At 66.2% G+C, this 26036-nt stretch carries 20 protein-coding genes; 13 read left to right on the top strand and 7 right to left on the bottom strand.

The genetic code is table 11. From position 1 onward, the window contains the following. Positions 1-24 precede the first annotated feature (24 nt). From DQG17_RS08945 to urtE, 12 genes are all read left to right on the top strand, one after another. Positions 25-960 carry an ABC transporter substrate-binding protein gene (locus DQG17_RS08945; RefSeq protein WP_116132347.1) on the top strand — a complete coding sequence of 312 codons (936 nt, stop codon included), beginning with the start codon at positions 25-27 and terminating at the stop codon, positions 958-960. A gap of 8 nt (positions 961-968) precedes the next feature. Next, a complete protein-coding gene (gene tenA, locus DQG17_RS08940; RefSeq protein ID WP_116132346.1) occupies positions 969-1655 on the top strand; it encodes a thiaminase II in 687 nt (228 codons plus the stop codon). A 3-nt stretch (positions 1656-1658) separates the two neighbouring features. Further along, a complete protein-coding gene (locus tag DQG17_RS08935) occupies positions 1659-2384 on the top strand; it encodes an ABC transporter ATP-binding protein (protein ID WP_116132345.1) in 726 nt (241 codons plus the stop codon). After that, on the top strand, positions 2384-3121 hold the full coding sequence (locus DQG17_RS08930; RefSeq protein WP_116132344.1) for an ABC transporter permease: 738 nt from the start codon (positions 2384-2386) through the stop codon (positions 3119-3121). The genes DQG17_RS08935 and DQG17_RS08930 overlap by 1 nt, the downstream gene beginning before the upstream one ends. 602 nt (positions 3122-3723) lie before the next feature. After that, on the top strand, positions 3724-4863 hold the full coding sequence (locus DQG17_RS08925; RefSeq protein ID WP_116132343.1) for an AI-2E family transporter: 1140 nt from the start codon (positions 3724-3726) through the stop codon (positions 4861-4863). Positions 4864-4866: 3 nt separating this feature from the next. After that, entirely contained in the window at positions 4867-5154 is a 288-nt protein-coding gene (locus DQG17_RS08920; protein ID WP_116132342.1) for a hypothetical protein, read from the top strand. Positions 5155-5164: 10 nt separating this feature from the next. Next, positions 5165-5638 (top strand): phage holin family protein, encoded by a 474-nt coding sequence (locus DQG17_RS08915; protein ID WP_116132341.1) that lies wholly within the window; start codon positions 5165-5167, stop codon positions 5636-5638. 422 nt (positions 5639-6060) lie between these two features. Next, the gene (urtA, locus tag DQG17_RS08910; protein ID WP_369908004.1) at positions 6061-7329 is read left to right on the top strand and encodes an urea ABC transporter substrate-binding protein; all 1269 of its coding nucleotides are present in this window, start codon (positions 6061-6063) and stop codon (positions 7327-7329) included. 61 nt (positions 7330-7390) lie between these two features. Beyond that, positions 7391-9352 (top strand): urea ABC transporter permease subunit UrtB, encoded by a 1962-nt coding sequence (gene urtB / locus DQG17_RS08905; protein WP_116132340.1) that lies wholly within the window; start codon positions 7391-7393, stop codon positions 9350-9352. A 97-nt stretch (positions 9353-9449) separates the two neighbouring features. Beyond that, positions 9450-10682, top strand: a complete 1233-nt coding sequence (urtC, locus tag DQG17_RS08900) for an urea ABC transporter permease subunit UrtC (protein WP_116132339.1) — start codon at positions 9450-9452, stop codon at positions 10680-10682. Beyond that, positions 10679-11422, top strand: a complete 744-nt coding sequence (gene urtD / locus DQG17_RS08895; protein ID WP_116132338.1) for an urea ABC transporter ATP-binding protein UrtD — start codon at positions 10679-10681, stop codon at positions 11420-11422. Before urtC ends, urtD begins: the two co-directional genes overlap by 4 nt. 3 nt (positions 11423-11425) lie before the next feature. Next, positions 11426-12121, top strand: coding sequence for an urea ABC transporter ATP-binding subunit UrtE (urtE, locus tag DQG17_RS08890; RefSeq protein ID WP_116132337.1), 696 nt, complete (start codon positions 11426-11428; stop codon positions 12119-12121). Positions 12122-12175: 54 nt separating this feature from the next. On the opposite strand, the gene DQG17_RS08885 is transcribed toward urtE, so the two are convergent. From DQG17_RS08885 to puuE, 5 genes are all read right to left on the bottom strand, one after another. Next, positions 12176-13810, bottom strand: a complete 1635-nt coding sequence (locus tag DQG17_RS08885; protein WP_116132336.1) for a S8 family serine peptidase — start codon at positions 13808-13810, stop codon at positions 12176-12178. A gap of 3 nt (positions 13811-13813) precedes the next feature. Then, a complete protein-coding gene (locus DQG17_RS08880) occupies positions 13814-14836 on the bottom strand; it encodes a phosphatase PAP2 family protein (RefSeq protein WP_116132335.1) in 1023 nt (340 codons plus the stop codon). Further along, positions 14829-16562 carry a hypothetical protein gene (locus DQG17_RS08875; RefSeq protein ID WP_157973556.1) on the bottom strand — a complete coding sequence of 578 codons (1734 nt, stop codon included), beginning with the start codon at positions 16560-16562 and terminating at the stop codon, positions 14829-14831. The genes DQG17_RS08880 and DQG17_RS08875 overlap by 8 nt, the downstream gene beginning before the upstream one ends. Positions 16563-17193: 631 nt before the next feature. After that, on the bottom strand, positions 17194-17709 hold the full coding sequence (locus DQG17_RS08870) for an ureidoglycolate lyase (RefSeq protein WP_116132333.1): 516 nt from the start codon (positions 17707-17709) through the stop codon (positions 17194-17196). Next, positions 17706-19121 carry an allantoinase PuuE gene (puuE, locus tag DQG17_RS08865; RefSeq protein WP_116132332.1) on the bottom strand — a complete coding sequence of 472 codons (1416 nt, stop codon included), beginning with the start codon at positions 19119-19121 and terminating at the stop codon, positions 17706-17708. Before puuE ends, DQG17_RS08870 begins: the two co-directional genes overlap by 4 nt. A 77-nt stretch (positions 19122-19198) precedes the next feature. On the opposite strand from puuE, the gene uraH reads away from it, so the two are divergent. After that, complete coding sequence (uraH, locus tag DQG17_RS08860) at positions 19199-19552, top strand: hydroxyisourate hydrolase (protein WP_116132331.1); 354 nt, start codon at positions 19199-19201, stop codon at positions 19550-19552. A 74-nt stretch (positions 19553-19626) separates the two neighbouring features. On the opposite strand, the gene DQG17_RS08855 is transcribed toward uraH, so the two are convergent. Then, positions 19627-24189, bottom strand: coding sequence for a translocation/assembly module TamB domain-containing protein (locus DQG17_RS08855; protein ID WP_116132330.1), 4563 nt, complete (start codon positions 24187-24189; stop codon positions 19627-19629). Beyond that, positions 24189-25994, bottom strand: coding sequence for an autotransporter assembly complex family protein (locus tag DQG17_RS08850; protein ID WP_116132329.1), 1806 nt, complete (start codon positions 25992-25994; stop codon positions 24189-24191). The genes DQG17_RS08855 and DQG17_RS08850 overlap by 1 nt, the downstream gene beginning before the upstream one ends. Between the last annotated feature and the right edge of the window lie 42 nt (positions 25995-26036).

Below are 26036 nucleotides of genomic sequence, written 5' to 3'. Positions count from 1 at the left end.
CCCCTCAACGACAGGAGACGCGACATGCGCATTCCGGCAATCCTTCTGGCACTCGCCGCCGCCACCCCGGCCCTTGCCGCCGACAAGATGACCGTGGTTCTGGACTGGTACGTGAACCCCGACCACGGGCCGATCATCGTGGCACAGGAAATGGGCTATTTCGCCGACGCGGATCTGGAGGTCGAGATCATCGCGCCCTCGGACCCGTCGGATCCGCCGAAGCTGGCGGCGGTGGGAAAGGCCGACATCGCGGTCAGCTATCAGCCGCAACTGCACCTGCAGGTGGCCGAGGGGCTGCCGCTGAAACGGGTGGGCACGCTGATCGCCACGCCGCTCAACTGCCTGATGGTGCTGGAGGATGGCCCGGTCAAGCAGATCGCGGATCTGAAGGGCCGCAAGGTCGGCTATTCGGTGGCGGGCGTCGAAGAGGCGCTGCTCGGCCGGATCCTTGCCAATGCCGGGCTGAGCCTCGAAGACGTGACGCTGGTCAACGTCAACTGGTCGCTGTCGCCGGCGCTGATGGCGGGGCAGGTCGATGCGGTGATCGGCGCCTATCGCAACATCGAGCTGAACCAGATGCAGATCGACGGCGTGCCGGGGCATTGCTTTTATGTCGAGGAAGAAGGCCTGCCGACCTATGACGAACTGATCTATGTCGCCAACCCCGAGCTGATGGATGCGCCCAAACTGCGGCGTTTCCTGAAGGCGACCGAGAAGGCGACGGAATACATCGTCAACCATCCGGCCGAGGCATGGCAGATCTTTTCCGCCACCGCGCCCGAGTTGCAGGACGAGTTGAACGCGAAGGCGTGGGACGATACCTGGCCGCGGTTCGCGCTCAGCCCCGCGGGGCTCGACGCCGGGCGCTATGCCGATTTCGAGGCGTTTCTGGCCGAGGTCGGGCTGATCGAGACGGCGCAGCCGGTGAGTAATCTGGCGATAGATCTCGGCGCGCAATGAATGTGGCAATGACCCACCCCGACTATGGCCGGGCCTTTGCGATGTGGCGCGCGGCGGCCGAGGCGGACTGGACCGCCTATGTCACCCATCCCTTTGTCGAGGGGATGGGCGACGGAAGCCTGCCGCGCGCGGCATTCCTGCATTATCTGGTGCAGGACTATGTCTTCCTCGTCCATTTCGCCCGCGCCTGGGCGCTTGGCGTCGTCAAGGCAGAGACGGCGGAGGAAATGCGCGCTGCCGCCGCCACGGTGGACGGGCTGATCAACCACGAGATGGCGCTGCATGTCACGGTCTGCGCCGAGGCCGGGATCCCCGAGGCAGCGCTGTTTTCGGCGGTCGAGAGCCCGGCGAACCTCGCCTATACCCGTTATGTGCTCGATGCCGGGCATTCGGGGGATTTCGCCGATCTGGTGGCAGCGCTGGCGCCCTGCGTCATGGGCTATGGCGAGATCGGCGCGCGGCTGGCTGAGACGGCGGCGGCCGACACGGCCTATCGTCCATGGATCGACAGCTACGCGGATGAAGGCTACCAGCAGCTCTGCCGCGATGTCGGGGCGCTGATCGACGGCGCGCTGGAACGGCGGATCGGGGCCGATTTTGCCGCGTCGCCGCGCTGGGACCGGCTGAGCGGGCGGTTCGCGATGGCGACCCGGCTTGAGGTCGGGTTCTGGCAGATGGGACTGGAGCAGGGCTGAGCGATGGCAGAGGCGCCGGGGATAGAGCTGCAGGGGACGGCGCGCTTTGGCGCGGTGCCGCTGTTTGCGCCGCTGACGTTGCGGATCGACGCAGGCGCCTGGTCCTGCCTCCTGGGACCATCGGGCAGCGGCAAGTCGACGATCCTGCGGCTGATCGCGGGGCTTGAGACCGGGGTCGATTTCGACGGCACGATCACGGCAAGCGATGGCCGGCCGGTGGCGCCGCGCGTCGCCTATATGGCGCAGACCGATCTGCTGCTGCCCTGGCTCGATGTCCTCGGCAATGTCACGCTGGGGGCCCGGCTGAGGGCCGAGACGCCCGACCTTGCCGCCGCAATGGCGCTGGTCGACCGGCTGGGGCTGTCCGAACACGCCCACAAGCGCCCCGCGCAACTGTCGGGCGGGCAAAGACAGCGGGTGGCGCTGGCCCGCACGCTGATGGAGGACCGGCCTGTGGTGCTGCTCGACGAGCCGTTCTCGGCGCTCGATGCCCGCACCCGCGCCGACATGCAGGAACTCGCGGCCGAGACGCTGGCCGGGCGCACCGTGCTGCTGGTCACCCACGATCCGGGCGAGGCGGCGCGGCTCGGCCATCGGGTCTGTCTGCTCGACCGCAATGGGCTGGTCGAATCGCCGCCGCCCGCGACATTGCCGGTGCGGGCGGTGGACGATGCGGCGATGCTGGCATTTCAGGCCCGCCTGCTGACCGCGCTGCGGGAGGCGGGCTGATGGCGGGATTGCTGCGCGGAGCGCTGGTGACGGCGCTGTTTCTGGGCCTCTGGCAGGCGCTGGTCAGTTTCGGCCATCTGCCGCCCTATATCCTGCCCGGACCCTTGCGCGTCGCCGAGGCGCTGGTCGCGAACTGGCGGCTGATCGCACACCACGCCGGGATCACCCTGACCGAGGTCCTGATCGGGATGGTGCTGGGGGCCGCTCTGGGGGTCGCGACGGCGCTGTTGCTGGCGGTGTCGTCCGCGGCGCGCTATCTGATCCGCCCGGCGCTGGTTGCGACCCAGGCGCTGCCGGTCTTTGCGCTGGCACCGCTGCTGACGCTGTGGCTCGGCTATGGCATCTGGTCCAAGGTCCTGATGGCGGTGCTGATCATCTATTTCCCGGTCGCCTCGGCCTTTTTCGACGGGCTGATGCGCACGCCGCCCGGCTGGCTCGATCTGGGGCGGACCATGGGGGCGAGCCCGACGCGGCTGCTGTGGCGGATCCGGGTGCCGGCGGCGATCCCGGCCCTTGCCTCGGGTCTGCGGCTGGCGGCGGTCTATGCCCCGATCGGGGCGGTCGTCGGCGAATGGGTCGGCGCGGCCGGGGGGCTTGGCTATCTCATGCTTCTTGCCAACGGGCGCGTGAAAATCGACCTGATGTTCGCGGCCCTGCTGGTACTGGCCTTGCTGACGCTGGCGCTGCACCGGGGGGTCGGCTGGCTCTGTGACCGGTTGGAGGCACGGCTCGACTGAGGTCGCGGCGATTTCCCGGGTTCATCCACCGGGTTTTCCACAGGCTGCACATGGCAAAGGGTTGTTTCAGCCGGGCGCGGCGTCTCTGCGCCAGTGCCCGGCGGTGGGGTGGCCTGATTGCAGGAGGCGCCGAGATCTGGTGGCACGCGCCATACCATCCCCGACATGCTGAATTTTGCTGCAGAAAGAAGCGATTGCACGACGCCAGCGGGACAAAGCCGTCACCATCCTGTCACGATACTGTCGCACCGGTGTCACGCCGCCCGGCGGTTGATACAGCGATGGCAGCGCGACCGGGCGTCGCAGCCCGGGGCGGAGGGAAAGTTCTGCACAGGCGCGGCGCGACGGTGGACAAGGGCCGTTATGGGGCCGGCCACCTCCGCGGCGCACCGCTTCCGCGCCGCTTTCCACTTGGAATCCCGTGCCTGCATGGTAGCTCTTGAAGGGTAGCCTCTTTTTTTCGGCAACCAGACAGGCAGGCCGCATGCGGGGTCGGAATTTCCCATGAGCCGGTGTTCTAGACACAACGATCCCACCACCGGGCGCCACGGTCCGGCGGTCGGGGCGTCGGTGCCGGGACCGATCCAAAAGGGGGCCACGGCATGAACGGCACCAATTCCCTTGGGACCTTGTCCTTCTGGCGCGACCTGCTGCTGATCCTGACGCTCGGGGTGATCGGGCTGGTCTATGGCGCGGGCTTCCTGCTGCCGCTGACATTCGCGATCCTTGTCTTTGTGCTGCTGACCGCGGTGATCGACCAGATCGCAGGGTTTCAGGTGATGGGGCGTCGGGTTCCGGGCTGGCTGGCCCATGTGCTGGGACTCGCGCTGGTGTTGTCGGGACTGGCCCTGATGGTGTTGATCCTGGTCAGTCAGGCCAGTTCGGTTGCCTCGGCGATCCCCGAATACCGCGATCAGATCGAGGATATGGTGACCCGCGTCGCGGCCGTGCTGGGCGATGAGAGTGCGCAGTCGATGCGCGAGTCGCTCGACAAGATCAGCATGCCGCGGCTGGCACGGCAGGCAATCGGGCCTGCGAGCAGTTTCATGACCTTTGTCTTCGTCGTCGGGCTTTATCTGCCGTTCATGCTGCTCGAACGCGGGCCGATGACCAGCAAGATCGCGATTGCCGCCCCAGACGAGGCGTCGGGGCGCAAGGTGCGCCACCTCGTGCATTCGATCACTGTCGGGCTGCAGACCTATGTCAAGGTCAAGACCTTCGCCAGCCTGTTGACCGGCGTCTTCAGCTATGCGGTGATGAAGCCCATGGGACTGCAATTCGCCGAGACCTGGGCGCTGCTGGCATTTGCGCTGAACTACATCCCCTCGGTCGGTTCGATCCTCGGCGTGGTCTTCCCCTCCATCGTGGCGCTGATCCAATTCGACTCGATGTCGCCGTTCCTTGTCATTGCGCTCGGCTGCGGGGCGGTGCAGTTCGTGATCGGAAATGTGCTGGAACCGGCGATTGCCGGGCGCTCGCTGAACATGTCGCCACTGGTCATCATCCTTGGTCTGACCTTCTGGGGGGCGGTCTGGGGCATCGTCGGAACGTTGCTGAGCGTGCCGATCACCGCCTGCCTGATGATCGTGCTGGGGAACATTCCGCAGACCCGGTGGTTGGCCGTACTGATGTCGGGCGACGGCGCGTTGGGGGCAGAGGACGGCGGCAGCGCCTTGCCCTCCGATGGTCCCGAGGAGACTGGCGGGATGCCGATTTCGACGGAAGTGGTACAGGGAGACTGAACGATGGCGACCAAGGCAGAACTCGAGGCCGAGCTTGAAGAACTCAAACGGCTGCTGGCCGAGGCGCAGGCCGCGGTCCGTACGGACGCGGCGGATGCCCCGGACGACGGCGATGCCGCGGCCGAGGGCGGGCGGCTCGACTGGGCTCTCGGGCAGATCGACCGAACCGAACTCGAGGCCCTGTTCCGACGTTTCGTTTCCGAGGCCAAGGACATGCACCAGCGAAACCCGCTTTTGACCACCGCTTTCGGGGCCCTCGTGGTGGGCTACATCCTCGGTCGCACACGCTAGGAGAACACAGATGAGCAGCCGCATCGGGCGCAACATCGCCGTCATCGTCAAATCCGAACGCATGATCGCGCGACGCCACATGGCCGTGGTGCGACGTCAGACCATCATCGCGGGGGCCGCGTTGATCCTCGGCGCGGTCGGTCTTGTGATGCTCAACATCGCGGCGTTCTACTCGCTCTGGAGTTCGCTTGGCCCGGCGCTGGCGGCGCTGATCGTTGCTGCGGTTAATCTGGTTCTGACCGGGTTGCTGCTGGTCTGGGCCGGCGGGCTTTCGGCCGAGGCCGACCTGGCCGAGATTACCCAGATGCGCGACATGGCCATCGCCGATCTGCAAGGCGACGCCGAGAGCGCCGTCGAAGAAGTGAACGACATTGTCCTCGGCCTGCGCCGGATCGCGCGGGATCCCTTGGGCGCAATCAGCATGAGTGTGATCGGGCCGCTGGTCGCGATCGTGCTGCAGGTTCTGCGCAGCGACAAGCAGTAACCAGCAGACGGCCCGGGCATGCGCAGGCTTGCCCGGGCCGTTGCCGTCTCAGGCGCGCGAATCCTTGCCGATGCGCCCTGCCGCAATCTTCAACAACAGCCGTGAATATCAGCGAATTGCACTAATTTCGCATAGCTTTCGTGCGCCGTTCACAAATCTGTATGCGCAATCGTCCGTTCGTTGCCCAGCATTTGCCCGCTTGGCGCGCTTTTCCTTTGATGCAGCGCGAGAGGGTCGAGATCCGGCCCTCGGCGCGGCGGCCGAAGACGAACAGGACCGAGCCCGCCGCAAATCGATAAAAACCGGTACCCATGGGCCGGAACGGTCGGATGGCGCCCCGGGGAAATGCGGGGCGATCGGAGGAGCGGCCAGTTCCCAGGGGTGCCTTTCAACAGGGATATTTGCGACAGATGAACATTCGGATGACTTCCGCTCTGGTCGGAGCGCTTGCGGTCTATGCAACGACCGGGCTTGCCGCCGACGACACGATCAAGATCGGCGTTCTGCACTCGTTGTCGGGCACCATGGCGATTTCCGAAACCACGCTGAAGGATACCGTCCTGATGCTGATCGACGAGCAGAACGCCAAGGGCGGGGTGCTCGGCAAGCAGCTTGAGGCGGTGGTGGTCGACCCGGCTTCGGACTGGCCGCTGTTCGCCGAAAAGGCGCGCGAGTTGCTGACCGTCGAGGATGTCGACGTGATCTTCGGCTGCTGGACCTCGGTCAGCCGGAAATCGGTTCTGCCGGTGATCGAGGAACTGAACGGCCTGCTGTTCTATCCGGTCCAGTACGAGGGCGAGGAAAGCTCGAAGAACGTGTTCTATACCGGTGCCGCCCCGAACCAGCAGGCGATCCCGGCGACGGACTACTTTCTTGACGAACTCGGGATCGAGAAGTTCGCGCTGCTCGGCACCGACTATGTCTATCCGCGGACCACGAACAATATCCTCGCGGCCTATCTGAAATCGAAGGGCATCCCCGAGTCCGACATCTTCGTCAACTATACACCGTTCGGCCATTCCGACTGGTCCAAGATCGTCTCGGACGTGGTGGCGCTCGGGGCCGATGGCAAGAAGGTCGGCGTGATCTCGACGATCAACGGCGACGCCAACATCGGCTTTTACAAGGAACTGGCAGCCCAGGGCGTGTCGGCCGATGACATCCCCGTCGTCGCCTTCTCGGTCGGCGAAGAGGAACTGTCGGGCCTCGACACCACCAACCTCGTCGGACACCTGGCGGCCTGGAACTATTTCATGTCCGCAGACACGCCCGAGAACGCCGCCTTCATCGAAGGCTGGCACAAGTTCATCGGCGACGACAGCCGCGTGACCAACGACCCGATGGAAGCCACCTATATCGGCTTCAACATGTGGGTGAACGCGGTCGAGGCGGCGGGCACCACCGATGTCGATGCGGTCTCTGCCGAGATGATCGGCCAGGAATTCCCGAACCTGACCGGCTCGACCGCGACCATGCTGCCGAACCACCATCTGACCAAGCCGGTGCTGATCGGCGAGATCGAGGATGACGGCCAGTTCGACATCATCAGCCAGACCGAGCCGGTGCCGGGCGACGCCTGGACCGACTTCCTTCCGGAATCGGCGGTGCTTGTGTCCGACTGGGCCGACCTCGGCTGCGGCATGTACAACACCGAGACCAAGACCTGCGTGCAGATCAAGTCGAACTACTGATCCGAATTGAAAAAGGGAGGGCGTTCCGCGCCCTCCCGACCCCATTGGGCGCAGGCAGGCAATGATACCACGACTATTGGCACTTCTGACCGGCCTGATGCTGTGCGTCGGCGTGGCCTCTGCACAGGACGACAGTGCCATCCAGACGCTGTTGCAGCAGAACCGCGCGCTGATCGAACAAAGCTCGCGCCAGACCATCGCCCCGGCCATCGACGCGCTGCGCGACAGCGGTCTGCCCGAGGCGCAGGCGGTGCTCGAAGCCTGGCAGGGCAAGGAATTGTGGCAGCGCAAGTCCGACGGGTTGTTCTTCTATGCCAAGAAGGCGGGTGACGGCTACCAGCTGACCGACATCGCGACAGGCCAGCCCGCGGGCGAGGCCGGCAAGCGCGACATCGACCAGCTGAAGCCCAACAGCGGCGTGCGCGCGATGATCGGCGCGGCGCTGGTGCAGTTCCAGCTCATGGACGAAAACGCAGAGCGGCGCAGTGCGGCACTCGACGCGATCCAGCGCGACCCCGCCCCCGAACACCTGGTGGCGCTGCGTGCCGCGATCGAGGACGAGACCGATCCTGAGATCAAGACCCGCAAGGTGCGGCTGGAGCGATTGCTGTCGATCTCCTATGGCGCCGACGAGGCCGAACGGGTCGATGCAATCGCAAGCTTCAAGGGCGATCTCGGTGTCGATGTGCGCGGCGCGCTGAACCCGCTTCTCGAAACGACGCGCGAGGCGGCCCCGGGAACGACTCCGCCCGCAGGTCTGAACATCCGCAACACGCTGACCCCGGGCCAGGACGGTTTCTCGGAAGACGACGCCTATCGGCTGCTGGTCGCCCAGGGGCTGGCCGAGGCCAGGCTGACCCGCGGCGATATCCTGGCAGCCCTGCAATCCCATATCGTCGACGGCCGTGTCGGCGGCGTGCCGGTGAGCGAGCTGAACGACGACAATGCCCGCGACCGCGCCTATGCCACGCTGGCCGAGGCAGCACTGGTCCCGCCGACCGCAACTGCGGCCGAGGTCGAGCAGGCCATCGCCTCGCACGCCTTCTACGACCGCTACAACGAGACCTCGGTGGCGCTGACCGATGCGGCCACGGCGACGCTGCACAGCGTCAACACACGGGTCGGGCTGATGCAGGCGATCGACCTGTCGCTCGACGCGCTGTCGCTGGCCTCGATCTATTTCCTTGCCGCCATCGGACTTGCCATCACCTTCGGGGTGATGGGGGTGATCAACATGGCCCATGGCGAGTTCATCATGATGGGCGCCTATACCGGCTATGTCGTCCAGCAGATCGTGCCGAACTACACGGTCTCGATCCTCATAGCCCTGCCGCTTGCCTTTGCCGTCACTTTCGCGGCAGGCGTCGCGATGGAACGGCTGGTGATCCGCTGGCTCTACAACCGTCCGCTCGAAACCCTGCTCGCGACCTTCGGGATCTCGATCGCGCTCCAGCAGCTCGCCAAGAACATCTTCGGCACCCAGGCCCGGCCGCTGACCTCGCCCTCCTGGCTCGATGGTGCGCTTACCCTGAACGATGTGGTCTCGATCTCCTACATCCGCATCGCCATCTTCGTGCTGGCGATGATCTTCCTCGCGCTGTTCCTGTTCATCATGAAACGCACCCGGCTCGGGCTCGAGGTGCGTGCCGTGACCCAGAACCCGAAGATGGCCGGTTCGATGGGCATCAACCCGGACCGCATCAACATGCTGACCTTCGGGCTCGGCTCGGGGATCGCCGGCATCGCGGGCGTGGCCATCGGGCTCTATGCCAAGGTCACCTCGGAACTCGGCCAGGACTATATCGTGCAAAGCTTCATGACCGTGGTCGTGGGCGGCGTCGGCAACATCTGGGGCACGCTTCTCGGCGCCGCGATGATCGGCTTCCTGCAGAAGGGCATCGAATGGTTCAACCCCAGCAACACGCTCGCCGCCCAGACCTACATGATCATCTTCATCATCATCTTCATCCAGTTCCGCCCCAGAGGCATCATCGCCCTCAAGGGCCGGGCCGCGGGAGACTGACCATGACCCCGGTGCAAAGACCTGCGTCTTCTTCTGTTTGCAAATATCCCGGGGGGTGCGGGGGGCTGGCCCCCCGCGACGTCGACGGAGGCCGCGCATGAGCCGTTCCTTCCTGACCCGCAACCCCTCGGTGCTCTACTTCCTCGCAGCCCTTGCGCTCTTCACCCTCGCCGTGACCTTCATGAGCGAAAGCGCGGGCTCGGGCGTGCTCTCGACCTCCTTTGTCAAGACGCTCGGCAAGACGCTCTGCCTCTGCCTCGTGGCGCTCGCGATGGATCTGGTCTGGGGCTACACCGGCATCCTCAGCCTTGGCCACATGGCGTTCTTCGGGCTCGGCGGCTACATGATCGGCATGTGGCTGATGTATGCCCGCACCGAGATGATCGTCGTCGCCTCGCTTGCCAATGCTCCGATCCCGCCGACCCCGCAGGAGGTGGTCGATGCGATCGGCAACCAGATCTTCGGCGTGGTGGGGTCAAGCCAGTTTCCCCCGGTCTGGAGCTTTGCCCACAGCCTGCCGGCGCAGCTTGTCCTCGTTGTGCTGGTCCCGGGCGTTCTGGCGCTGGTCTTCGGCTGGCTTGCGTTCCGCAGCCGGGTCGCCGGGGTCTATCTCTCGATCCTGACCCAGGCGATGACGCTGGCGCTGTCGCTTTACCTGTTCCAGAACGACAGCGGGCTGCGCGGCAACAACGGGCTTTCGGGGCTGCAGAACATCCCCGGCCTTTCGGGCGTGCCGCAGGCCGATCTGTCGCTGTGGTTCTTCTGGGGCTCAGCGGCGGCGCTGGCGCTTGGCTATCTGCTCTGCGCCTGGGTGGTGTCGGGCAAGTTCGGCTCGGTCATTCGCGGCATCCGCGACGACGAGGCGCGGGTCCGTTTCCTCGGCTACTCGGTCGAGGGCTACAAGCTGTTCGTCTTCACCCTGACCGCGGTGATCGCGGGCATCGCGGGGGCGCTCTACTATCCCCAGGCCGGCATCATCAACCCGGCCGAGATGGCGCCGATCGCCTCGGTCTACCTCGCGGTCTGGGTTGCCATCGGCGGCCGCGGGCGGCTTTACGGTGCCGTGATCGGGGCCGCCGTCGTCTCGCTGCTCTCGACCATGTTCACCGGCGGGCAGGTGCCGAGCATCCCGCTCGGCTTCTACACCATCGACTGGGTCGACTGGTGGCAGGTGCTGCTGGGGCTCAGCTTCGTGCTGGTCACCCTGTTTGCCCCCAAGGGCATCGGCGGGCTGTTCGATCTGATCGGCGGACGCCGCAGCCCGGATCGCCACGGCGCCGACCTTGGTCCCGACAAGGGCAGCTTCCGCGAGAAGGAGGCCGAGGAATGAGTGGCACGCTTCTGGAAGTCTCGGGCGTCTCGGTCACCTTCGACGGGTTCCGGGCGATCAACAACCTCAGCTTCTCGATCGGCCCGGCCGAACTGCGGGCGATCATCGGGCCGAACGGGGCCGGCAAGACCACCTTCATGGATATCGTCACCGGCAAGACCCGGCCTGACGAGGGCCGGGTGATCTGGGGCGATCTCAGCCAGTCGCTGCTGAAGATGAGCGAAAGCCGGATCGCCCAGGCGGGCGTCGGCCGCAAGTTCCAGCGCCCGACCGTGTTCGAGGATCAGAGCGTCTATGACAACCTGATGATGGCGCTGAAGAAGGACCGCAGCCCCTGGAAGGTGCTGGCGTTCCGGCCGGTCGCCGCGGACCGGCAGCGGATCGAGGAACTGGCGGCCGAGATCGGCCTGTCCGATCAGCTTCACCGCAAGTCGGGCGAGTTGAGCCACGGCCAGAAGCAATGGCTCGAGATCGGCATGTTGCTGGCGCAGGAGCCGAAACTCCTTCTGGTCGATGAACCGGCGGCCGGCATGACGCTTGCGGAACGCGAACACACGACAGACCTGCTGAAGCAGGCGGCCAGGACCCGCGCCGTCGTCGTGGTCGAACACGACATGGAATTCGTGCGCCGGCTCGATTGCAAGGTGACGGTGCTGCACGAGGGGTCCGTGCTGGCCGAGGGCAGCCTCGATCACGTCACGAAAAATCAGGACGTCATCGACGTCTATCTGGGGCGCTGAACCATGCTGAAAGTCGAGGGGCTGACACTCTATTACGGCGGGTCGCAAATCCTGCACGGGGTCGATCTGGAGGCCGCCGCCGGCGAGGTGACCTGCGTCATGGGCACCAACGGGGTCGGCAAGACCAGCCTCCTGAAGGCAATCTCGGGCACCCATCCGCGCGCCGGCGGGTCGGTGACGCTCGACGGCGAGAGCCTTGGCAAACTGCCGGCGCATGTTCTGGCCCACAAGGGCGTCGGCTATGTGCCACAGGGGCGGATGATCTTTCCGCTGCTGACGGTGCAGGAGAACCTCGAAACCGCCTATGCCTGCCTGCCGAAGTCCGAACATGTGGTGCCCGACGAGATCTATGAGCTGTTCCCGATCCTGAAGGAATTCCTGGGCCGGCGCGGCGGCGATCTGTCGGGCGGCCAGCAGCAGCAGCTTGCCATCGCGCGCGCGATGCTGACCAAGCCGAAGTTGCTGCTGCTCGACGAGCCGACCGAGGGTATCCAGCCCAATATCATCCAGCAGATCGGCCGGGTGATCGAATACCTGCGCGATCAGGGCACGATGGCAATCGTGCTGGTCGAACAATATTTCGAATTCGCCTACGGCCTTGCCGACCGCTTTGTGGTGATGAAGCGCGGGGCAGTGTCGATGGCGGGCAGCAAAGCCGAATTGTCCTATGAGGACGTCAAGAAATCGGTGTCTGTCTGAGGGCCATCGCAGCCCTGGCGCCGCGGTCCTCCGTGGGGGGGGCGACTGCCTACCTCAGCCCGGATCGAACCCGCTGCCCGGCCAGTCGAGCCCTGCCTCCTTCATCGCCCGCTTTACCGCCTCCAGCGTCGCGGGTGGCGTCTTGGCCAGCCGACCCGCCTGAACCAGCAACGCGATCACGCCCGCGGCCAGCGACGAGGCGGCCGAGGTGCCGCTGAACAGGGTATAGATCGAGGCCCTGTCGATGCCATCGTCCTCTTCCGGTGGATCGGCCTCCATCGAGGCGGCATAGCCGAAGCTGCCGCGCACATCGAGCGTCAGCGGCGCCCAGGGCGAAAAGCTGCTTTCGGTGCCGGCGGGCAAATGCGGAGCGGGGTCGAAATCGCCCGCGGCCCGACTTCCCGGATCGCGGCTGAACCGTTCCAGATCGAAGGCCGTGCTATCGTCAGACACCATGAACAGCAGCTCTGACGCCAGCGCCCGGCCATTGGTATAGGCCGAGGGGGCGCCATTGCGGTTGACCGCGCCCACCACCACTGCGCCGCCCGAGCGGTCGTGCCCGGGTTCGCGCAGCACCGCCGCGGCAGGATAGGAAACGGTGCTGGCGCGGGCGTCGTTGCCGGCGGACAGCACCACATAGCGCTGTTTCGAGATCGCCTTCAGCACCGCCTCGAACAGATCGGCGTGGGCGATCAGGGTGCTGCGCCGTGCCTGATCCGCCTCGACCAGCGTCTCGTCGCCATCGGACTCGATCCGGGTCGTGCGCAGCGGGCTGGCGGGGATCCGTGCACGCTCGGCATGGTCGGGCAGGCCGCGCGGGATCAGGATGACCTCGGCGCCCGCGACAAAGGCATGGATCAGGGCGTTGAGGGTCGGCAGGATCTCGTGGCTGTAGGGGGTCGCGATCGGCAGGATGCGGGCATAGGGATTGGCGCCATAGTACGGGATCGCGGCGTGGAAGTCTTGCGCCGTGGCGTCGGGGTCGACGGGCCGGCCGGCGATCAGGCCGGCGCAGGCGGTCCCGTGGGCGCCGAAATAGCGCGAGGGATCTTCGATCCGCAACCGTTCGAGCCCCGCATCGGCCATGCCTTCGACCAGCGCCCGTGTTGCATCGAGATCGGCTGACGCCAGCCCCAGCGTCGCAACCATGGCAAGCGCTGCAGCCTTGTCGAAAGGCGGCAGGACCTCGGGCGCGGGCGCGACCGGCCCGACAAGGGAGAGCACTTCGGCCACCACGGCGCGGATCGTCGCCACGTCGCTGCCGGGGGCAAGCGCGGTCTCGATCAACGCCCGCAAATCCTCGATGTCGGGGCCAACGGACCCGGCCCAGAGCTTGCCGTCGTCGAGCGCGCTCAGCAAAAGCGCCTGAAGCTGCGCGGGCGTCGCCGTGTCGTCGCGCAGGGCGCGTCCCAATGCCTCGACCGCGGCACGGGGCGGGTCATAGACGACGCCGGTTGCCCGGGGGCCGAAATCGATCTGCCGCACGCCGTCGAGCGCGCCGCAGAGGTTCGGGTGGCCGGTGTCGATGCCGGTGTCGATGATGGCCACGGTCACCGCGGCCTTGTTTCGGGCCTCGTACCACAGCGGCGCGCGCCAATGCGGGCCGTCGCGGTCAATCAGGCCGATGTGCTGCAGATGCCAGAGGTAGAACAGGTCCTTTTCGGCGCCGGGGGTTTGCGGATCGGACATGGCTCAATTCCACTCCTGCAGGGCGTCGCGCATCGTGTGGCGACAGGCGATGACAAGATAGGGGGCGAACATCCGGGCCAGTTCCCGCCCGGCAAAGCTGTCCGAGGCATAGTGGATGCCGGCATATTCGCGGTTCTCGGCGACCCGCTGGGCGACGAAGAACAGCTCGCTGGTGGCGGGGTTCTCGGGCATCAGCCGGGTCAGCACCTCGGCCACCGAGAACATCTGAAAGCTGTGGTTCGAGGGATAGGACTGGTGCGCGGGGTTGTCGAGGAAGGGGCGCAGGTGATGGGCCACCTGGTTCGGCCGGGCGCGGTTGAACTTGGACTTGTAGACATAGCCGACACGCTCGACGACATCGAGCACGGTCTCGATCAGCGCCACGGTCGCGGGCGCCTCGCTGGGGTCCGAGATCGCCAGTGGTCGCAGCACCTCGGTAATCTCGGCCGAGGAGACCTGATCGAGGATCTCGGCCCGGCGCGGCGCGTTGCCGTGCAACTCGATCTCCTTGGCCAGCAGATCGCTCAGCTCGGCTTCGGTGTGATCGGGGCCGGGCGGGGCAGGGACCGGCAGGTTCTCCCATGGCAGGGCTGTGCGGCGGGCAAAGGGGAACCGGATCAGGGTCAGTTCGCGCAGCTCGGCCCAGACCGCATTCGACACCACGGTCGCGTCGCTGCTGCCAAGCGGGCGGACGATCGACTTGCTCTTCGATTTCGACTTCGACTTGGATTTCGACTTGGATTTCGATTTCGAGAAGGCGCCGGCGCCCCCGACGCTGGCCCGGATCGAGGCGTTGCGCATCCCTGCGGCGATCCCGGTCGCCTCGGCCGCCGCCGCGAATGCCTGTTCGGCAGCCTTCGTCGTCGCGTCGATCTGAGCCTCGGTCAGGCCGGTGTCGCCCGATTCCCCCAGATCCCGGCGCAGCGCTGCCGCAGCGATCCCGCCCAGATCGGACAGCGTTTGGCCCAGAAAGATCTCGCCGTATCGCGTGATCCGGTATTCCGGCAATGTGATCGCCCTATCCATTCAGTACCTCCAGTCCGCGTCGTACCAGTCCCAGAACTTCGGAATTGGGGAAGGGGGCGTCCTCGGCATTGGCAAGCCGGTCGAGGGTGCGACGCCCACTCTGCCCGTCGAGTTGCAGTAGCGCCGCGCGCCCCGCGTCAAGATCGCCCGACCAGCTGCAGGCGGCGGCCAGCGTCCGCAGGGTCGGCTCATATTTGAATCCGTTGCGCACCGGATGCTGGGCCAGCGCCTGACGCGCGCTTGTTGCAGCGTCGCGATGATTTCCGAGCATAAGCTGCGACATCGCCAGCGAGGTTGTGAAGGTATAGCGAAACGGGTTGCTGCGCGCGAGCCGGCAGGCGGTTTCGGCGTGGCGGCGGGCGCTATCGTAGTCGCCGGTATAGAAATGCAGCATCGAAAACGTGTCGGCCAGCATCACGTTCTGCGAGGCGAGGTCGCGCACCGATGATACCAGTTCCTGCGCGCGGTCGGTGTCGCGGAAAACAAAGCTTTGAACATGTGCGACCAGCGCCAGCGCCAGCGGATTGTGGCGGTCAAGCTCCAGCGCACGCTCGGAATAGAACTCCGCCCGGTCGAGGATCTCGCCCGAGCCGGTGCGGCCGAATTTCTCGACCTGGAAGGCCGCCAGAAAGGCCCGCCAGGCATAGAAGGGCGAGGTCTGGACATGGCTGATCGCCTCGCCAAGGGCGGCGTCGGCGGCCTCCAGATCCGACTCGGTCAACCGATAGATGTGATCGATCGCGGTCAGCACATTGCGCGCGGCGACATGTTCGGGCCGTGACAGCCCGTCGAACCGCCCCACTTTCTCGCTGATCTGGTCCACCGCTGCGCTGGCGTGCATGGCCAGTTCGGCTCCGTTGGTCAACCGCGCGGCAAGGCTGACCTCACGGGTCCAGACCACGTGGTTTCCGGCCAGGCTGCCGAGCTGCATCGAGATCGACACCACGTCGCCATCCGTGGTTCCCCGGCACGTCAGCAGCAAGTCGGCCGAGCGGTTTCCAAGCGCGCCGTTCAGCGGGATCGGGCGGAAATCCTGTACCTCGAACATGCCGCTGTGGATCAGCGCCCGCTGCAGGGCATCGAGCATCGCATTCGAGAAGTGGACTGCCGCGAGGTCGTTGGCAAGGCACGCCGGCGGCAGCACCCCGACCGAAAATGGCGCCCGTCGCCGCTGTTCGGGCGGCCCGGATGCGGGAAGTTCAGTGGGAGCGAGTTCGCGGGCAGGCGGCTGGGTCGCCGGCGGCAAGGGTCCGGCGACGACGGGCGGCATGGTCGTCTTGCGCTGCGCATCGAGCCGTTGGCGCACCTCGTCACGCCAGCAGACGAAAGCGGGATCGACGATGTTGAGCCCATCGAGGAACAATGGCCGGTGCAGCGCCGCGGCGGCGGCTTGCCAGCTGCCATCGAACAGGTCGATCTCAAGCTCGCCCTGGCGCAGGACCACCGGGCCGCCGGTGCTTTCCAGCGGCGGGGCCGCGGCCTCGTCGAAGCAGCGCCGCAACTCGCTGAGCGCCTTCTTCAGGCTGTCGCGGCCTTGCCTCGGCATCCGGTCGCTCCAGAACAGATCCTGCAGCGTCGCACGCGAGATCGGTTTTTCCTCTGACAGCGCCAGATAGGCCAGAATTCCGCGGGTTTTTGCCATTTTCGGCGTGACGTCGCGCCCGGACGGTGCGATCAGCCCGAGCGTGCCCATCAATTGCAAACGAAACCTCGGCGCGTCGCTCACACGGCGCCTCCGGCCGCATCCCTGTCGATTTGGCGCTCCATCGCTGACCCCCGTCGCGGTGTCGGTTTTCCCACCTTGCCGTGCCGTCCTCCCGGTCCGGGGTTCGGTGCGACCTCTCCCCGCGGCGTGACCGTATATAGCACAGAATTCGCCACAGGATTCCGTAATCCTTTGTGCCAAGTCGCCGGCGGCGCAGGTCGGGTAAAATTCGGGCGAAACGGCAAATATGTTGGGCCCGTCGCCGCAAATTATGGGCGTCCGGCGCGAGCCGCTGCGCAGTTCGGTCAGATCGGTGGCCGCACGGCCGATGCCGCCGTGACGAGATCGGGTCTGTTCAGCTGTATCATTTCAAACGCAACGAACGATCATTATGGAACGAAAGTTATATTTTAAGTATCATTTCTGAGCGTACAGATGTATTCTCGGGCATCGTTCAAATTTTTTCAGGAGGAATAGCATGCACCCCACCGTTGGATATCATCTGTTGATCGGACAACGCCGAGGTTTGCCACCGGTCATGTTTGCAAGCACGGCGCGCAAAGGCTGGCTGGGGCGGCTGTTCGGAAAATCCGGGCGCTGAGAGTCTGTGATCTGCCGCGGCGCCCGTCGCGGCAGTGTCCCGGGTGTGGGGTCACGCGGCAGGCCAGTCCGGCGGCGGCAAGACGCGCCATTCCGCCGGATAGACGAATTCCTGCAGGTTGGCGCCCGGACCGATTCGGTCGACCACGGCAAAGAGCCCCGGGGGATACAGCGGGGTCAGCACCCCGTGCCAGGTGCCGCGATGAAAATTCAGCCCCTGCCCGGGGGCGGTGACAAAAGCCAGCGGATCGCCCGGCCGGTCGCCCCGATCGGGCGCGACGATCACCAGAAAAGGGTCCATCGACATCGGTATGAAGGCCTGGCTGCCGTCGGGATGGCGTTCGACCAGATCGAAGCTATGCGGCAGCGTCCGCGGCACGGCCTGAAACAGGCTGATCCCGGCCTGACCGCCGCTGAACTCCAGCCGGGCGCGGTCGTGAAACCTGCCGCAAAAGCCTGCGTTGATCAGGCGGTCGGGTACGCCGCTGGCCTCGAGCACATCGCCGTAGGGTGCAAAGGATGCGGCCGTCAGGGGCGCCGGGATCAGCTCGCGCTCAGGCGCATTCATGGCAGCAACGCCTGCAGCCGCAATTCGGCGATCCGTTCGACCTGACGGCAGGCCTCGGCGAATTCGGTATCGCGGTCGTTCTCCAGCCGCCGCAGGAAGGCTGCAAGAATGCTGGCCTTGTCGTGGTCGCGTACCGCGATGATGAAGGGGAAGCCGTTCTTTGCGACATAGGCGGCATTGAGGTCGCTGAACTGCTTGCGTTCGGCATCGGTCAGCGCATCGAGCCCCGCGCCCGCCTGTTCGGCGGTGCTGTCGGGCGTCAGCCGCTTTGCTGCGGCAAGCTTGCCGGCAAGGTCGGGGTGGGCTGTCAGCACACCCAGACGTTTCTCGGCACTGGCGCTGCGAAACATCCGGGCGAGTGCGGAATGCAGGCCCACGGCCGTGTCATGTGCCGGGCCGAGCTCCAGCTCGAAGGCGCGCTGCGCGATCCAGTCCGAATGCTCGAAGATCCCGCCATAGCGGGCGACGAACGTCGCGCGGTCCATCCGGCTTGGCCGTTCGTGCCGGCTGTGGGGGTGGGTCTTGGCCCAGTGTTCGGCAATGTCGATTCGGCGCGGGCACCAGACGCCTTCCTTGCCCCTGATATGGTCGATGAAGCGTTGCAGCCCCGCGATCTTGCCGGGCCGGCCGATCAGCCGGCAATGCAGCCCGATGCTCATCATCTTGGGCGAGCCAGCCGCGCCCTCGGCATAGAGCACGTCGAAGGCGTCGCGCAGGTATTCGAAGAACTGCACCCCGGTGATATATCCCGGCGCCGTGGCAAAGCGCATGTCGTTGGCCTCGAGCGTGTAGGGGATGATCAGCTGGTCGCGCCCTTCGAGTTCGAGCCAATAGGGCAGGTCGTCGTCATAGGTGTCCGAGACATAGTCGAACTGGCCGGTTTCGGCGACCAGCCGCACGGTATTGGCGCTGCAGCGCCCGGTGTACCAGCCGCGTGGCGGGGCGCCCGTGACCTCGGTGTGCAGCCGGATCGCCTCGGCGATTGCCGCGCGTTCCTCGTCCTCGGGCATGTCCTTGTGTTCGACCCATTTCAGCCCGTGGCTGGCGATCTCCCACCCGGCGTCCTGCATCGCGCGGACCTGGCCCGGGCTGCGGGCGAGGGCGGTCGCGACGCCATAGATCGTGACCGGGATGGCGGCGCCGGTGAACAGCCGGTGCAGGCGCCAGAATCCGGCGCGCGCCCCGTAGTCATAGATCGATTCCATGTTCCAGTGGCGCTGGCCCGGCCATTGGGCGGCGCCGGCGATATCGGACAGGAAGGCCTCGGAAGCGGCGTCGCCGTGCAGGATCGAATTCTCGCCGCCTTCCTCGTAGTTCAGAACGAACTGGACGGCGATCTTTGCGTCACCGGGCCAGTTGGCGGAGGGCGGGTTCGGGCCATGTCCATGCATGTCGCGCGGGTAGCGATCCATGTCTGCTCCTGTCGGCTGAGGCTTGCGGTCGGGGCAGTTTCGGGCCTTGATGCGGGATAGGCAAGACGGAGCGTTTCATGGCGGGATATCTGACAACCCATGTTCTGGACACGGCAAGGGGCTGCCCGGCCGAGGGTATTTCCATCGCGCTTTACCGCGTCACCGGCAATTCGCATCGCAAGATTGCCGAGGCGGTGACCAATGCCGACGGGCGGACCGATCAACCGATCCTGCCCGAGGACAGGTTCGAACCCGGCACCTACGAACTGGTGTTTTCCACCGGCGATTATCTGCGACGGACCGGTCAGGCGGGCGCAGAGCCGCTGTTTCTCGATCAGGTGCCACTGCGGTTCGGTATGGCTGCGGCCGATCACTATCACGTGCCGCTGCTGCTCTCGCCCTATGGCTACGCCACCTATCGCGGAAGCTGACCTGACGCCGGCGGGACCGATCAAGGATCGGGCGGAGTGATCTGGCGGCGCGCCGGGCGCGGGGCCAGAGCCTCCTAGTAATCCCGCTCCCAGAAAAGTCCGATCGCGCTGTCGCCGTCCGACGCTGCCCTGCCGCGGAGCGTCAGGTTGTGGCTGATGTCGATGTTCACGTCGATCTCGGTCTCGCCCTGACTGTCTGCGACGAACTCGGTATAGACGTTGTCGCTCAGGTACATGCCGGCGCGCAGTTCGGTGTCGCCGTTTTCCGTGGTCTGCAGGTCGAGATCGTCGAGCCCGAGGCCCTCGCGCAGCCCGCCGAACAGGTCGATCCCGCCGCGCCCGGTCAGCTGTGCCAGCGCGTTTGCCAGTTGCACCGCCTGCAAGGGCGACAGATCGTCGATCCCCTTGCCGAACAGGAACCGCGCCAGAACCTCGTCCTCGGGCAGGCTTGGCGTCGAGGAGAGCTCAAACTGGGGGTCGTCCACCGGCCCGTAGATCCGCACCGTGAACTCGAAATCATCCCGCTTGGACGTCGCGCTCAGGTCGATATAGGGCTGCAGCCCTCCGGCGAGCGAAATCGTGCCCTGATCCACTGTCAGCCGCCGCCCGAGAATGTCGAGCCGGCCGCGGATCACACTGATTTCGCCCACAGGAAGCACATTTGCGGTGGTGCCGGTGATCCGGACGCTGCCGCCCATTTCGGTGTCGAGCCCGCGACCGCGGATGAAGACCTGATCGGGCACGTTGATCCGCACGTCGAGGTTGTAGACCGTGCCACTGCCGGAACGGTTGCGGCCGTTGCCGGTATCCTCGACCACGACCAGCCCGGCGCGCTTGCGGGTCTGGAACACCGCCGCCGGTTCGTTCAGGTGGGAAATCTCGGGGATCGAGCCGCCAAATCCGAGCCCGCCATCGGGCACCCGGATCTCGGTCCGGCCGACGTCGATCCGGCCGCTGATCGAGGCATTGCCAAGGATTGGCCCAGCCATCGTCACCCGTCCGCCAAGCGACGTCTTGAAAAGATTGGGGTCCGATAGGACCAGATTGTTCAGGTTGGCCTGAAGGTCCGCGATCATCGCGCCGGTCAGCCCAACCGACCCACGTGCCGAGACAGAGCCGCCCTCGGGGTTGCGCGCACTGGCGTCGATCTGCACCGCCGAATTGGCAATCCGCGCGTTGAAGCCGATGTCGGTAAAGCTCATCTCGGCCGTGGGTATGGTCACCCGCGCCCCGTTGACGCCGATTGTTCCCGACACCGACTGCAGTGCCGGCGCGCCGTTCACGGCCAGATCGAACTGCACCGTGCCGTCTATCGCGGTCGGGTCAATGAACCCGTTGGCCAGCCCCAGCGGCGCCGACCCGCGCGCCGTCATCGCCATGGTCGAGAAATCGGGGGCGAGGGTGCCCGCGATGGCAGTCGATGCGCCCTGCGGTCCCGTGCTTGTCAGGTTGACCCTGATGCCGCTGGTATCCTGCGAGACGTTGCCGCGCGCATCCAGTCCGCCGGCAATGCCCGGGGCGAAGGGCGAGATCGTGGGGATGGATACCGTGATATCGGCCGAGCTTCCGGCCGCGCCGAATGTGCCGTTCACGCGGGCGGTGCTGCGATAGGGGCCGCCTGCGTCGAAATTGACGGCCCAGGCGCCGTTGGTCGTCTGGTCGGCCGAGCCGTTCATCGTGACCGGACCCGAGATGCTGGGGGCGAGCGGGCCGACATCGGGCAGTCCGGCGTCGAATGTCACCCGGATCGGACCGCCGCCGACCTGGCCATTGGCGCGCAGGGTGCTGCGATAGGGGCCGGTGGCATCGACCCCGATCTGCCAGGCGCCGGCGTCGGTCTGCGCCGCGGTCATGTTGGCATTCACCGCACCGCGCAGACTGGGGGCAAGCGGCGAGACATCGGGCACCGCCAGTGCCGCGGTCAGATCGCTGCCCGCGGCGCCCACCAGACCGCGCGCGCTGGCGCTGCTGCGGAACGGGCCGTCGGCGGTCAGATCGACCTTCCAGCGGCCGTCGCCGTTTTCGGCCGCGGTGCCGCGTGCCGTCAGCGGCCCCGGAAGCTGCGGCACGAAGACCGAAAGGTCGGCGAGGGCGACATCGAGCGCAAGCGCGCTGGTCCCGCCTCCAACAACGCCATCGACCTTGGCGCGACTCTGCTGTGGTCCGGTCACGCCGAAATCTATGTTCCAGCGGCCGTCGCCATTGTCGTTTGCCGTGCCCTCCGCTTGCACCGGGCCACCGAAGCCCGGCACGAGCGGTGCCAGATCGGGCAGGCCAGCCGTCAGATGGACAGCACTCGGCCCGTCGCCGACATTGCCGTCGAGCGCCAGCGCGGCCTGGTAGGGCCCGCTGCCATCGGCGCGGAACTCCCATCCGCCGGTCGCGGTTTGCGCCGCGGTGGCATCGAGGTCGACCGCGCCGGTGAAGCCCGGTGCCAGCGGCGCCACATCGGGAAGCCGAAGTTTCAGCGCCAGATCGCTGTTGCCGTTGGTGGAGGCGATCCCGTCGATCGCGGCGGTCAGGTCATAGGGGCCATCGGCGTTCAGATCGACCTGCCAGCGACCGGCCGCGCCGGCCTCGGCTGCGGTGCCGGCGATCTTCACGGGTCCGCTGTGGCCCGGCACCAGCGGCGCGATGTCGGGCAGCGAGAGGTCGAGCGTGATATCGCTCTTGCCCGGATTTACCCTTCCGTCGACGCGCCCGGTCAACTCATAGGGCCCTTCGAGGTCGAGCCCGACCTGCCAGTCGCCCGGCGCGGACTCGCGCCCGGTTCCCGCGAGTGCCAGCGCGCCTTCGCGGCCGGGCAGAACCAGCCCGACGTCGCTCAACGCCACCTTGAATGTCATGTCCGAGGCGCCGCCGCCGACCTTGCCCGAGGCATCGGCCGTCACGGCCCGGCTGCGCAATTCAAAGCGGTCGAGTTCGGTGCCTTCGGTGTCGCGCCGCGCCGCCATCGACAGCGTCACGGGTTCGGTCAGCAGATTGTCGACCGCTTCCTGTCCGATCGACAGACCCTGGCCTTGCAGATCGAGGGTCAGATCGAACAGCCCGCCCAGCGGATCGCCGTTGCCCGACAGATTGGCGGTCACGGCCCCCGTCAGCGGGCGCCCTGCAAGGCCCGAGAACCGCGACAGCTCGTCGGCCCTGACCGCGGTCTGCCCCGCGATCTGCACACTGCGGTTGGCGAAGCCCAAGTCGCCCGAGGCGGTCAGCCCGTAATCGGCCCCGTCGAGCCGGAACGCGCTCAGCGTCAGCGGCTTGCCATCGGCCCATTCGCCGGTCAGAGCGCCCTTGATCGAGGTTCCAACCGCCTGCGCCAGCGCGGGCTCGGCCAGCGTGATGCCGTCGATCAGATACGAGATTTCCGCTGTGACCGAGCGCGGATCGCTGGGCCGGATGGTCCCGAAGCCCGTCAGCGAGGCCAGATCGATCCGGGTTCCTTCGCGGTCGACGCCATCGACCAGCATCGACATGTCCCAGCGGTCATCTTCGGCGGCGTTGAAATCGGCCTCGATCTGCGCCTGATCGATGGTCGTCGGCGTCCCCGAGATTGGCAGCAGCACCCCGCCGCCATCTCTGTCGGAAATATTGCCCTGCAGGTTGAAGGCGGTCGGCAAGCCGTCGGCGTCGATCTGCGCGGATCCGTGCAGATCGAGGCTTTGCGAGCGCATCGAAACTTCCTGCAGAACCAAGGCTCCGTCGCCGCCAAGATTGCCGCGGGTGGCAAACTGCACGTCGGTTCCGAAGAATTCGTGCAGGTCGGCCGGGATCAGCGGCGTGACATCGCCGCCGAGATCGGCGGTAAAGTCGGTGCCACCGCTGCCGTCGCCGATCAGCGCGACCTGACCCGTGACCCGGTCCTGCCCATCGGTGGCAAGCCCCAGGTCGGCTGCGAAATTGTCAAGCGGTCCCTGACCCGTCAGCGACAGGTCGATCGAGGGTGCGCCCGGCAGTTTCAGCGCAATCGAGGCAAGCCCGCCCGGCGCTTCCTGCAGCGCGACGTTCATCGCCAGCACCCGGGTATCGTTTGAAAAACTGCCCTGAAGCGTCAGGTGATCGTCGCGCCCGTCGACTCGTGCCGCGCGGATGTCGACATTGCCGTCGCCGCCGGCAAGCGCCAGCGTTCCATCGAGGGTCAGCGCCGCCGCCTGACCGATCACCGCCTCGCCGAGTTCCACCCGGGCGATCCCGAGCTTGTCGATCCGGACGGCCACCGGCAGTTCCGGCAACGAAAAGCCCGAGGCCTCGGCCTTGGGCGGTTTGACCTCGGTCGTATCGGTCGGCGCGGGAACCGGTCGGCGCACCACGATCAACTCGCCCGCTGTCAGTTCATTGACCGTCAGCCGCCCGCGCAGCAATGCCGCCCGGTTCCAGTCGAGCGTCGCGTTGCGCAGCGTCAGCCAGACGCCCTCGTCGTCGGCGATGGTCATCTCGGCCAGTTGTGCCTTGCCAGCGAGCAGCCCCTGGAAGCCGCTGATCCGGACCTCGCGACCGGCACTCGACAGCCGGCTCTGCAGGAACCGTTGCAGAAAGCTGCCATCGTCGTTCTGGGCCTGGGCCGAGGCGATGGGCAGCACGATCACCAGAACAAGGGCGGTACGGGCGAGGGGTCGGGAAAGGGTGCGTGCAGGGATCATCAGAACGCCTGTCCGATACCGATATATAGCTGCACCGAGTCGGCGTCCGACGGTCCACCGGAAACCGGCGTGGCGATGTCGGCCCGGATCGGGCCGAAGCCTGTCTTGTAGCGAACGCCAATCCCGGCGCCGCTCATCCAATTGCCCGAGCCGTTATAGAATTCTTCGGCGCCGACATATCCCATGTCATAGAACCCGACGAGGCCGATGTTGCCGCGCACATAGCTGCGAACCTCGCCCGACAGCGCCACATAGGACCGCCCGCCAAAGATCTGGCCGTTGAATGTGCCCGCCCCGAGCGATTGGTAGGGCTGGCCGCGGACAGACCCGCCGCCGCCGGCGAAGAACAGGTAATCCTCGGGCGCTTCGGGGATCGACGGGCCGTAGAGGCTGCCCAGTTGGACCCGCCCTGCCAGCACCGTGTTCCGCCTTTCGCCAAACCCGAGATAGCTGCGGGCATCGATGAGCGTCTGCGCGCCGTTCGGCATGTCGGAGATGCCGACAAAGGGGATGAGACCCGTCGAGAGATAAACCCCTTTGGTCGGATCGAATTCGTTGTCGCGTGTGTCCCAGGTCAGGTTGAGCGGGAAGTTGATCAACTTGTACGTGCGGCTGCCGAAGGCGTCATCGACGTCGCTCGCGCGAAAGCCGATGCCGCCCGAGGCGGTCAGGCGCTTGGAGATCCGCCAGTTCAGCCCGGTGCCGAACTGGATCGAGTCCGAGGTATAGCCCGGATCGTGCTGATGGGAGATCCCGGCGTTGAAAAAGAGGTCGGTGTCGGGGGTAAACGTTGCCGGACGGGTGAACACCCCGGTCAGGTAGTAATCGGTGCCATTGTCGGGCTCGGTCGTGCCGATGTTATCGATCGTCAGGTCGAACCGCAGGTTCTCGGCGCCGCCAAGCAGGTTGCGGTGCATCCAGTAGGCGTTGAAACTGGTCCCCTCCTGGCTGGTGAACTCGACACCGAACCCGAGCCTGCGCCGCCGCTCCTCGACCAGATCGGCGTTGATGGCAAGCTCGTCGCCCGGGCCGATGGTGTCGGCCTCGCGCAAGGCGACCGAGCGGAAGGCGCCCGACCGGCGCAGCCGCTCGGCTGCGTCCGTCACGTCCTGCGGGTTATAGACCTCGCCGGTCGGCAGTCCGGCAATCGCCTTGATCCGGTCTGTCCGCACCCTTTTGTTGCCTTGCACCACCAGCGGCCCGAACCGCAGCCTTGGCCCCGGGTCAAGCGTCAGGTTCGAGGCGAGTTTGTTGGTGGCGTGATTGGCCGCGATGTCCTCGTTTACCAGATCGACCTTGGCGTGACCCACGTCGCGCCAGGCGCTGGCGGCGGACTTCGCTGCCTGGCCGATCGCACCCGAGCGGGCAATCTGGCCCACGGCATAGCCGTCGGGCAGTTCGGTTCCGGGCGCCAGCGGCTTCACCGTCGCCTGCGAAAAGGTGAACTGGGGTCCGGGGGTCACGATGACCTCGATCTGCCGGATTCTGGCAGGCGGGTTCAGCGGCGGAATATCCGCCGCCTCGCGCCCGTCGATCCGCACGCTGATCGTGCCGCTGTAATAGCCCGCGCCATAAAGCACCGAGATCATCCGCCGGTATTCGGCGCGCGCAGTGGCCAGCAGTTCAGCCGGGTCTGTCCGCTCCTCCTGCTTGGCGCGCTTCAGCAGCGAGGCGCCCTCGAGCGAGCGGGTCAGTCCCGCGTCGGCTCCGGGGGCCAGGACGACAATGCTGTCGAGCGCCGCTGCCGGAAACGTGGCTGCAGCAAACAGAGCGGTCACGCCAGCGCGCAACAAGGGATGAGCCATAATTCGCATTGCTCCCATGCGTAGCGGCAACCGAATCGAATC

Source organism: Tropicimonas sp. IMCC34043 (assembly GCF_003390845.1).
Classification (GTDB): domain Bacteria; phylum Pseudomonadota; class Alphaproteobacteria; order Rhodobacterales; family Rhodobacteraceae; genus Tropicimonas.
The sequence above is the reverse complement of the archived record's forward strand: the minus strand, read 5'-3'. Positions and strand labels throughout refer to the sequence as shown.